Origin of the sequence: Rhodoferax lacus, from assembly GCF_003415675.1 — a bacterium.
Lineage (GTDB): Bacteria > Pseudomonadota > Gammaproteobacteria > Burkholderiales > Burkholderiaceae_C > Allorhodoferax > Allorhodoferax lacus.
In genome coordinates this window covers 63,029-73,408 of record NZ_QFZK01000017.1, presented here as the reverse complement: position 1 = coordinate 73,408, position 10,380 = coordinate 63,029, and the positions used below count along the sequence as shown (strand labels likewise).

Annotated in this window: 8 protein-coding genes and 1 rRNA gene; 4 read left to right on the top strand and 5 right to left on the bottom strand. The window is 63.6% G+C overall.

Annotated features, from left to right (window positions below; translation table 11 throughout):
* Positions 1–10: 10 nt before the first annotated feature.
* Positions 11–123: ribosomal RNA gene (rrf, locus tag DIC66_RS18825) — 5S ribosomal RNA — on the top strand.
* A gap of 131 nt (positions 124–254) precedes the next feature.
* Here rrf and DIC66_RS18820 read toward each other — a convergent pair.
* From DIC66_RS18820 to DIC66_RS18800, 5 genes are all read right to left on the bottom strand, one after another.
* Positions 255–1,511 carry a Zn-dependent hydrolase gene (locus DIC66_RS18820; protein ID WP_117179722.1) on the bottom strand — a complete coding sequence of 419 codons (1,257 nt, stop codon included), beginning with the start codon at positions 1,509–1,511 and terminating at the stop codon, positions 255–257.
* Positions 1,512–1,533: 22 nt separating this feature from the next.
* Positions 1,534–2,976 (bottom strand): dihydropyrimidinase, encoded by a 1,443-nt coding sequence (gene hydA, locus DIC66_RS18815; protein ID WP_117179721.1) that lies wholly within the window; start codon positions 2,974–2,976, stop codon positions 1,534–1,536.
* Positions 2,977–3,053: 77 nt separating this feature from the next.
* Positions 3,054–4,361 (bottom strand): NAD-dependent dihydropyrimidine dehydrogenase subunit PreA, encoded by a 1,308-nt coding sequence (preA, locus tag DIC66_RS18810; protein ID WP_117179720.1) that lies wholly within the window; start codon positions 4,359–4,361, stop codon positions 3,054–3,056.
* A gap of 62 nt (positions 4,362–4,423) precedes the next feature.
* Positions 4,424–5,788 carry an NAD(P)-dependent oxidoreductase gene (locus DIC66_RS18805; RefSeq protein ID WP_420820507.1) on the bottom strand — a complete coding sequence of 455 codons (1,365 nt, stop codon included), beginning with the start codon at positions 5,786–5,788 and terminating at the stop codon, positions 4,424–4,426.
* A gap of 92 nt (positions 5,789–5,880) precedes the next feature.
* On the bottom strand, positions 5,881–6,792 hold the full coding sequence (locus DIC66_RS18800; protein WP_117179719.1) for a LysR substrate-binding domain-containing protein: 912 nt from the start codon (positions 6,790–6,792) through the stop codon (positions 5,881–5,883).
* 197 nt (positions 6,793–6,989) lie between these two features.
* Here DIC66_RS18800 and DIC66_RS18795 point away from each other — a divergent pair, with 197 nt between their 5' ends.
* Genes DIC66_RS18795 through DIC66_RS18785 form a run of 3 tightly spaced genes read left to right on the top strand, consistent with a single transcriptional unit; the run spans position 6,990 to position 10,378 of the window.
* A complete protein-coding gene (locus tag DIC66_RS18795; protein ID WP_117179718.1) occupies positions 6,990–8,180 on the top strand; it encodes an acyl-CoA dehydrogenase in 1,191 nt (396 codons plus the stop codon).
* A gap of 8 nt (positions 8,181–8,188) precedes the next feature.
* A complete protein-coding gene (locus DIC66_RS18790; protein WP_117179717.1) occupies positions 8,189–9,430 on the top strand; it encodes a CaiB/BaiF CoA transferase family protein in 1,242 nt (413 codons plus the stop codon).
* 57 nt (positions 9,431–9,487) lie between these two features.
* Positions 9,488–10,378, top strand: coding sequence for an EamA family transporter (locus DIC66_RS18785; RefSeq protein ID WP_117179716.1), 891 nt, complete (start codon positions 9,488–9,490; stop codon positions 10,376–10,378).
* Positions 10,379–10,380: the final 2 nt, after the last annotated feature.

Genomic DNA, 10,380 nt, shown 5'->3' with positions numbered 1-10,380 from the left:
AAAGTTTATGCCTGACGACCATAGCGACGTGGTACCACTCCTTCCCATCCCGAACAGGACAGTGAAACGCGTCAGCGCCGATGATAGTGCGGGTTCCCGTGTGAAAGTAGGTCATCGTCAGGCTATTACCAAGCCGAAAAATCCCCCCTCATGAAAATGAGGGGGGATTTTTTTTGCTCGGAAATTAGACAGTAGCTCAATACAGAAAACGGGTGGACCGCCTGACACAGGGCGGACCACCACCCTTCAAAACATCATGTTCCTGCGCGCTCCAGCATGGCGTGCAACAACACATTGCAGCCCGCTGTGATGTGCTCGGGCTTGGCGTCTTCAATCTCGTTGTGGCTGATGCCGTCCTTGCAGGGGATAAAGATCATGCCGCTGGGAGCCAACTTGGCCATGTAGACCGCGTCGTGACCCGCACCAGAAACCGCAGGCATGTTGGAATAACCCAGCTTCTTTGCAGCACGTGCTACCGCGTCCACGCAGTCGGCGTGAAAGCCTATGGCCGAGTAGCTAGACACCAACTCGATTTTCACCTCCAGCCCGCTCTCGGCGGCCACCTTGGCGGCAAAGGCCTTTACCTCGTCGGCCATCTGGTCCACCAGGGCATCGGTGCTGTTACGTAGGTCGATGCTGAACTTCACCCGGCCCGGAATCACATTGCGGCTGTTGGGGAAGACCTGCACCATGCCCACGGTGCCGCGCCCGTGCGGGGCGTGGCGAAGGGCTGCAGCCACCACCTCCTGCATGATGCGGGCGGACACCTGCATGGCGTCCTTGCGAAGGGCCATGGGCGTGGGGCCTGCGTGGGCCTCCATGCCGGTGACGGTGCAGTCGAACCAGCGTATGCCCAACACGCCTTGCACCACGCCGATGGTGACGTCGTTGTCTTCGAGCACCGGGCCTTGCTCAATATGGGTCTCAAAGTAAGCCCCAATGGGATGGTCGCCGGGTTCCTGCGTACCGATGTAGCCGATGCGCTCCAACTCGCCTTTGACGGACTTTCCTTCAGTGTCGGTTGCGGCATAGGCGTGCTCGAGGGTAAAGGCCTTGGCAAACACACCAGAGCCCATCATCACCGGCACGAAGCGCGAGCCTTCCTCGTTGGTCCAGAAGGCGACTTCAATGGGCGCCTCGGTCTCTATGCCCAAATCATTCAAGGTGCGCACCACTTCGATGCCGGCCAGCACGCCGTAGTTGCCATCAAACTTGCCGCCCGTGGGCTGGGTGTCAATGTGGCTGCCGGTCATGATGGGAGGCAAGTTGTTGTTGCGACCGGCGCGGCGCATAAAGCCGTTGCCGATCTTGTCGATGGTGACCGTCATGCCGGCATCCCTTGCCCAGCCCAGCACCAGGTCGCGGCCCTGCTTGTCCAGATCGGTCAAGGTCAGGCGGCAGACGCCACCTTTTTGCGTGGCACCGATTTGGGCCAGTTCCATCAGAGAGGACCAGAGGCGCTCTCCGTTGATGCGCACGGAGGAGAGGTCAGTCAGAGTAGCGGCAGTCATAGGGGCTCCTTGGGGTATGTCTTTAGCGCGTGACGGCCGTGGGTTTGAGGGCTTCGGCCCGCAGTGCGGCCGCAGCGAAATTTGGGCTGAAGGCCGGGCGCTTGATGTAGCGGCCCTTGCCCTGCACGGCGCGCAAGTCGCCCTGCACAAACACCAGCTCGCCCTGGCTGACGGTGTGGCTGGGAATGCCGCGCACGGTGCGGCCCTCAAAGATATTGAAGTCGCCCTTGCTGTGCTGGGTCTTGGCCGACAGGGTCTTGGTTCCCGCCGGATCCCAGATCACCAAGTCGGCGTCGGCGCCCACGGACACGCTGCCCTTTTGCGGATAGATATTGAACAGCTTGGCGGTGTTGGCCGAGGTGATGGCCACGAACTCCGAAGGTGTCAGGCGTCCGGTGTTCACGCCCGCGTCCCACAGCACCGCCAGGCGCTCTTCCACGCCGCCGGTGCCATTGGGGATCTTGGCAAAGTTGTCCTTGCCCGCGGCCTTTTGTGCAGCGCAAAAGGTGCAATGGTCGGTGGCCGTGGTGTGCAGGTTGCCGCTTTGCAGGCCACGCCACAGCGCTTCCTGATGGCCCACCGGGCGGAAGGGCGGGCTCATCACATGGGCCGCTGCGGTGGCGAAGTCGGGGTGGCGGTACACGCTGTCGTCCAGCACGAGGTGACCGGCCAGCACCTCGCCATACACACGCTGGCCTCGGGCGCGGGCGCGCGCAATCGCGTCAGCCGCTTCCATGCACGACACATGCACCACATAGATGGGCACACCCAGCACGTCGGCAATGGCAATGGCGCGGTTGGCGGCCTCGGCCTCCACCATGGGCGGGCGCGACAGCGGATGGCCCTCGGGTCCGCTGATGCCCATCTTGGCCACCTCGGCCTGCAACAGGTACACCAGCTCGCCATTCTCCGCATGCACCGTGGGCATGGCGCCAAGCTCCAGAGCACGCTTGAAGCTGTTCACCAGGGTTTCGTCGTCGCACATGATGGCGTTCTTGTAGGCCATGAAGTGCTTGAAGCTGTTCACACCCTCCTGCTGCACCAGCGTGCCCATGTCGCGCTTGACGGTTTCGTCCCACCAGGTGATGGCCACGTGGAAGCTGTAGTCGCTGGCAGACTTATCGGCCCAGCCGCGCCAGGTCTGGTAGGCCTCCAGCAGCGGCTGTTGCGGATTGGGTATGACAAAGTCGATGATGGTGGTGGTGCCACCGGCCATGCCAGCTGCGGTGCCGGTGAAAAAATCATCCATGGTGGTGGTGCCCATGAAGGGCAGCTGCATGTGGGTGTGCGGGTCTATACCGCCGGGCATCACATACTGTCCACCGGCATCCACCACCGTGGCGCCAACGGGGGCGCTCAGGTTCTCACCCACGGCCACAATTTTTCCGTCCTGGGTGAGGACATCGGCGACAAAAGCGCGATCGGCATTGACGACCGTGCCGCCACGAATCAAGAGACTGGTCATGGGATATTTCCTGGAATGTTTTGCAAGCAAAGAATAGGGCAGAACGCGCTGTCTGTCATGGGCAATCTCGTATGCACCTAGGCTGTGCTGCGCATGGGGTTGTTGGGGTGCGTGGTCCAGTCGGCGTGCAGGCCCACCACCGCCTTCTTGGTGCGCAGATCGATTTCGCCCACAGCCAGGTCGCGCATGCTGATGCAGTCGACAACCGGACAGACGTTGACGCACAGGTTGCAGCCCACGCATTCGTCTTCCTTCACTTCGAAGTGACGCTTGCCGTTCTTCTCGAACGTGATGGCCTGGTGTGAGGTGTCTTCGCAGACCACATGGCAGCGCCCGCACTGGATGCAGCTGTCCTGGTTGATCACGGCCTTGCTGATATGGTTGAGGTTCAAGTAACGCCAGTCACTCACCGTGGGTGTGGCCTTGCCAACGATCTGGCTCACGCTGGTGAAGCCCATCTCGTCCATATAGGTGGACAGGCCGTCGGCCATGTCCTGCACGATCCTGAAGCCGTACACCATGGCGGCAGTGCAGACCTGCACATTGCCGGCACCCAGGGCGATGTAGTCCACCGCGTCGCGCCATGTGCCAATGCCGCCTATGCCCGATATCGGCAGGCCAGCGGTCTGTGGGTCGCGCGCAATCTCGGCGACCATGTTCAAGGCAATCGGCTTGACGGCCGGGCCGCAGTAGCCGCCGTGCGAACCTTTTCCTCCCGTGGAGGGGCTCATGGTCAGCGTATACGGGTCCACGCCCATGATGGAGTTGATGGTGTTGATGAGCGAAACCGCATCGGCCCCACCCGCCTTGGCCGCCCGTGCCGGGTTGCGGATGTCGGTGATGTTGGGCGTGAGCTTTACTATCACCGGCAGCTTGCCGTACTGCTTGCACCACTGGGTGACCATCTGGATGTATTCGGGTACCTGGCCCACGGCCGCACCCATGCCGCGCTCGCTCATGCCGTGCGGGCAGCCGAAGTTGAGTTCAATGGCGTCAGCACCGGTGTCTTCCACGCGCGGCAGGATGGCGCGCCAGGACTTCTCTTCGCAGGGCACCATGATGGACACCACCATGGCGCGGTCCGGCCACAGGCGTTTGACCTCGGCGATCTCGCGCAGATTGATTTCCAGATCGCGGTCGGTGATGAGCTCGATGTTGTTGAAGCCCAGCAGACGCCGGTCCGGCGACAGCAGTGCGCCGTAGCGTGGGCCGTTGACATTGACCACCGGTGGTCCGGCTTCGCCCAGGGTCTTCCAGACCACGCCGCCCCAACCAGCTTCAAAGGCGCGGTTGACGTTGTAGGCCTTGTCGGTGGGCGGCGCGGAGGCCAGCCAGAAGGGGTTGGGGCTGGTGATGCCAGCGAAGGTGGTTTGCAGATTGGCCATGGTGTGGGTTCCGGATGGTTTGCGTAGTTGGGCGTCGGTGGAAATAACAGGTGGCGCGCGCCTCAGCGTGCTGCAGAGAGGCGCTGGTGAATAGCCTTGGCCGAGCGCTTGCCGTGCTCCACCGCCTCCACAGTCAGGTCCAGCCCGCCGGCGCGGCAGTCGCCACCGGCCCAGATGCCAGGGAGGCTGGTCGCGCCATCCGCATCGGTGACGATGCGCCCACCTTGCAGCGTCAAGCCGACCTGGCCCAGCACCGGGTTGCCGAGTTGCTGGCCAATGGCCTTGAGCACCATATCCGCCTCCCACGTGATCTCGCGCCCGGTGGGTGTGAGTTTGCCGTCCACCAGCTGCTGCTCGGCAAAGCGCACCGCGTGTGCGTGGCCGTTGGCACCCAGGATCTCCAAGGGAGCCAGCCACTGGTGCATCACCACACCGTTGGTCTGCGCCCATTCCTGCTCGGCCTTGGAGGCCGACATCTGCTCGGGCCCGCGCCGGTACACCATGTGCACCACGCTGGCACCGAGCAGCTTGCTTTGCACGGCAGCGTCCACCGCCGTCATGCCGCCGCCAATGACGATGACGCGTCGCCCCACCGGCAGGCTGGACAGGTCTTCGCTCTGGCGCAGGGCGGCAATAAAGTCCACCGCGTCCTGCACACCCGGGAGGTCTTCGCCAGGTATGCCCAGCGCGGCCGTGCTGGACAAGCCCATGCCCAGAAACACCGCATCAAATTCCTGCTGAAGTGCCTGCAGTTGCGCCGTGCTCTCCAGCTTCCAGCTGTTGCGCACTTCAATGCCGCCTATGCCCAGCAGCCATTGGATTTCGGCCTGGGCGAAGCCGTCCGGCGTCTTGTAGCTGGCCAGCCCGTATTCATTGAGGCCCCCGGCCTTGGGGCGGGCGTCCAGCACCACCACGTTGTGGCCTTCGCGCGCCAGTGTGTAGGCGCAGGACAGGCCGGCGGGCCCCGCGCCCACCACGGCAATGGTCTTTCCGGTGCTGGGTGCGCGGCTGAAGATTTGTGGCTGTTTGCCCTCCATCAGTGCGTCCACCGCAAAGCGCTGCAGGCGGCCAATGGCCACGGGCCGGTCCTCTTGCGTGTTGCGCACGCAGACAGCCTCGCACAGGTTCTCGGTTGGACAGACCCGCGCGCACATGCCGCCCAGCGGGTTGCTATCCAGAATGGTGCGCGCTGCACCACGCAGGTTGCCGTCCCCTATGCGCTTGATGAAGGAAGGCACATCGATGCTGGTGGGGCAGGCGGTGGCGCAGGGTGCATCAAAACAATAGAGGCAGCGCTCAGCCTCCAGCAGCGCCTGCGACGGGCTCAGGCGTGGCGTAGCCCCGGCAAAACGCTTGGCATATTCCCCGCTGGGCAGACGCCCGGGCTGGATGTCGGGCGAGGGGATGGTGGGAATAACAGTGGTCACGCGGGCAGCTCCTGTAATAGCAAAACATTCAAAAACTGACCGTTTGGTCAAGTAATGCAATGAATACTAGCAATGCCCGTGCCACTCTGTAACTAGGGGTTTGCCCGGTGAGCGGTCTGGATCAACCATTGCGAAAGCTGCTCCAGTGCAGCAGACGGCGCGCCCGAAACCTGCGGCCGCACCAGGTAGTAGCCGCGCTGGCTGGCCAATGCCAGGGGATGCGCCATCACCAACTCTCCGCGCTTCAATTCCGGCTCTATCAACAGGCGTGGCACCAAGGCCAGTCCCAGGCCCTGTGCGGCTGCGGCTACGGTCATGGAGAACTGCTCGTAACGCGGACCGGCGCGCGCCCGGGGTGCCTCCACCCCGGCCTGGGCAAACCACTGGCTCCAGGCATCGGGCCGGGTGCTTTGCTGCAGCAAGGGCATGCCCGCCAGTGTGGCGGCTTTGAGCGATCTGCGCTTGCCCAAGAGGCGCGGCTGGCAGACCACCACCACTTCTTCATCCAGCAGAAGCTGGCTCTGCGTGCCAGCCCAGCGCTGCAGCTCTTCGGCGGTGCCTGCATGGATGGCAGCGTCCAGCGCCGTGTCGGCAAACAGAAAGGGTCTGGTGCGGGTTTCAATGTGCACAGTAACCAGGGGATATTGCACGGCAAATTCGCCCAGGCGAGGGATCAGCCACTGTGCCGCAAAGGTGGGTACGCTGGCCAGGTGCACATCACCACCGGCCACACCCGCGCCCATGAGGTCCAGCGTGTCCTGCTCCAGAGCGCCCAGGCGCTGCGCCACGCGGCCCGCGTAGTCGGCACCCAGCGCCGTGAGTTCCATGCCGTGGCGGGTGCGTTTGAACAGGGTGATGCCCAGGTATTCCTCCAGCGCAAGAATCTGGCGCGACACCGCACTCTGCGTCAGCGCCAGTTCCACGGCGGCACGCGTCAGGCTGCGGTGGCGGGCGGCGGCATCAAAGCACAGGAGAGCCTGCGAAGCGGGAATCTTTCGGCGCATGGAATCTTTCGTATGAACAGGCAATCCATTGTGGCAATTGCAGGATGAACGCATTGTCTCCAGGTATGAGCACCTTGCATACCAAAATGAAAAAGCATTGTTGGTCTCCGGCTGCCGCCTGCCCTACCATTGGTCCCTGGCAAGCCCACGCAAGCCCCTGCGCGCTTGGTAGCAATAACCTGACCTGAAAGACCCCTATGGCCCACGCCGCCTTCCATTGGCAAGACCCCTTTCTGCTGGACGCCCAACTGAGCGACGACGAGCGCATGGTGCGCGATGCCACCGCCGCCTATTGCCAGGAGCAGTTGGCGCCCCGCGTCACCCAGGCCTTTCGCGAGGGCACGACCGATGTGGCCATCTTCCGTGAGATGGGCGCTTTGGGCCTGTTGGGTCCCACCATCCCCGAGGCCTATGGCGGCCCCGCCCTCAACTACGTGGCCTACGGCCTGATCGCCCGAGAGGTGGAGCGCGTGGACAGCGGCTACCGCTCCATGATGAGCGTGCAAAGCTCACTGGTGATGGTGCCCATCTTTGAATTTGGCACCGAGGCGCAACGCCAGAAGTACCTGCCCAAACTGGCCAGCGGCGAATGGATTGGCTGCTTTGGCTTGACCGAACCCGACCACGGCTCCGACCCCGGCAGCATGGCCACGCGGGCGCACAAGGTGGCCGGCGGCTACAAGCTCTCAGGCTCCAAGATGTGGATCTCCAACTCCCCCATAGCCGACGTGTTTGTGGTCTGGGCCAAGGAGGTGCTGGAGGGCGGCCAGATCGGCCCGATCCGCGGCTTTGTGTTGGAAAAAGGCATGGCCGGTTTGAGCGCGCCCACCATCCTCGGCAAGGTGGGCCTGCGCGCCAGCATCACCGGCGAGATTGTGATGGACGGCGTGTTCTGCCCGGAAGAAAACGCCTTCCCCGAGGTGCGCGGCTTGAAGGGCCCGTTCACCTGCCTGAACAGCGCGCGTTACGGCATTGCCTGGGGGGCTTTGGGCGCGGCCGAAGACTGCTGGCTGCGCGCGCGCCAGTACACCATGGACCGCAAGCAGTTCGGTCGCCCACTGGCAGCCAACCAGCTGATCCAGAAAAAGCTGGCCGATATGCAAACCGAAATCGCTCTGGGCCTGCAAGGCTGCTTGCGCTTGGGCCGCATGAAGGACGAGGGTACGGACTCGGTGGAGATTACTTCCATCCTCAAGCGCAACAGCTGCGGCAAGTCGCTGGACATCGCCCGCCTCGCGCGCGACATGATGGGCGGCAACGGCATCAGCGACGAGTTCGGTGTGGCGCGGCATCTGGTGAACCTGGAGGTGGTGAATACCTATGAGGGCACGCACGATATCCATGCGCTGATTCTGGGGCGGGCGCAGACCGGGATTGCGGCGTTTTAGGGTTTTGCATGACAAACGAAAACCAAGGCGCGCTCTCCCACATCAAGGTGTTGGACCTGTCCCGCGTACTGGCCGGGCCCTGGTGCACCCAGATGTTGGCCGATTTGGGGGCCGACGTCATCAAGGTTGAGCGCCCGGTGGTGGGGGACGACACCCGCCACTGGGGGCCACCGTTTCTGCAGGACGCTGATGGCAACAACACGGAGCAGGCCAGCTACTACGCCGCCTGCAACCGCAACAAACGCTCCATCACCATCGACATGGCCCGGCCCGAAGGCCAGGCGCTGATACGAAAGCTCGCGCTGCAAAGCGACATCCTGGTGGAGAACTTCAAGGTCGGTGGTCTGGTGCAATACGGGCTGGACTACGCGACGCTGAAACAGCTCAACCCGCGCCTGATCTACTGCTCCATCACCGGCTTTGGCCAGGACGGCCCCTATGCCGAGCGCGCGGGCTACGACTTGATGATCCAGGCCATGACAGGCCTCATGAGCATCACCGGCCAGGCCGAGGCTCCTCCCACGCGCGTGGGCGTGGCGGTGGTAGATGTGTTCACCGGCGTCTATGCCACCAGTGCCATCCTGGCGGCACTCGAAGTGCGGCACCGCACGGGTCTGGGCCAAAGCATAGACATGGCACTGCTGGATGTGGGCATGGCGGTTCTGGCCAACCAGTCCGCCGGGTTTTTGAATACCGGCCAAGTGCCCCTGCGCCAGGGTAATAGCCACCCCAGTCTGGTGCCCTACCAGGATTTCGAAACATTGGATGGCGCCATGCTGCTGGCTATTGGTAACGATGGGCAGTTCGCGCGCTTTTGCGCCGTGGCCGGTCATGCGGAATGGGCGCAGGATGCGCGCTTCGCCACCAACACCGCGCGGGTGCGCAACCGGCGGGAGTTGGTGGAGCACATGCAGGCCGTCACCCGCACGCGCAGTACAGCGCAGTGGATCACCGCCCTGGAAGACAAGGCGGTACCCTGCGGCCCCATCAACACGCTGGACCAGGCCTTTGCCGACGCCCAGGTGCAGCACCGGGGGCTTAAGGTTACGCAAAGTGTTTCGCCCGCCGCGCAGGCACAGACCGGCGTGGCTGCTATTGCCAGCGTGGCCAGCCCCTTGCGCCTGGGCAGCAACCCGCCGGTGCAACGCAATGCGCCGCCCATGCTGGGGGAACATACATGCGAGGTGCTCGCCGAGTTGGGGCTCGATGCCGCGCAGATCAAGGGCTTGCAGGCCGCCCAAGTGGTTTAGTCGCGCAGGTTGCAGCGGCAGGTCAGGCGGCGGCACAGCAGGCCTGACAATCACCCCATGTCCGCTGCCCTTCCGCTGAAACACTTCTTGCTCGCCCTGGCTGTCGTGGCAGTGTGGGGCACCAACTTTGTGGTGATCAAGCTGGCACTCGGCCATTTGCCACCGCTGCTGTTTGCCGCGCTGCGCTTCACGCTGGCCCTGTTCCCTGCGCTGTTCTTCTTGCCCCGGCCGAAGGTGGGCTGGCGCAACCTGGCGCTGTATGGTGTGCTGATCGGTGTGGGCCAATTCGGCCTGCTGTATCTGGCCATCAACGGACACATCTCACCCGGCATTGCCTCGCTGGTGGTGCAGACCCAGGTGTTCTTCACCATTGGCCTGTCCATGCGCCTGAACGCAGAGCGCGTTCAGGCCTACCAGTGGATTGCGTTACTGCTGGCCACAGCGGGCATTGCCAACATTGGCCTGCACACCGATGGCACAACGACTGTGCTCGGACTGGTCCTGGTGCTGGGCGCAGCACTCAGCTGGGCGGGTGGCAACATTGCGGCCAAAGAGGGCAAGCCCGACAACATGCTGGCCTATGTGGTCTGGTCCAGCGCCTATGCGGTGCCACCGTTGTTTGTGCTGTCCTACCTGTTTGAAGGCGGCCCGGCGATTGCTGCGGGCCTGCGCAACGCGGACTGGATGACCTGGGCGGCCGTTGCCTGGCAGTCCTGGGGCAATTCACTCTTTGGCTACGCCGCCTGGGGCTGGCTGCTGGCACGCCACCCTGCTGCCACCATCACGCCTATGGCGCTGTTGGTGCCTGTGTTTGGCATGTGCGCCTCGGCCTGGTGGCTGGGCGAGACGCTGCCGGCCTGGAAGCTCATGGCCGCGGCGCTGGTCATGGGCGGGCTGGCCGTGAACCTGCTGTGGCCCGCCCTCAAGCGACAGCTTGCCCGCGCTTAGGC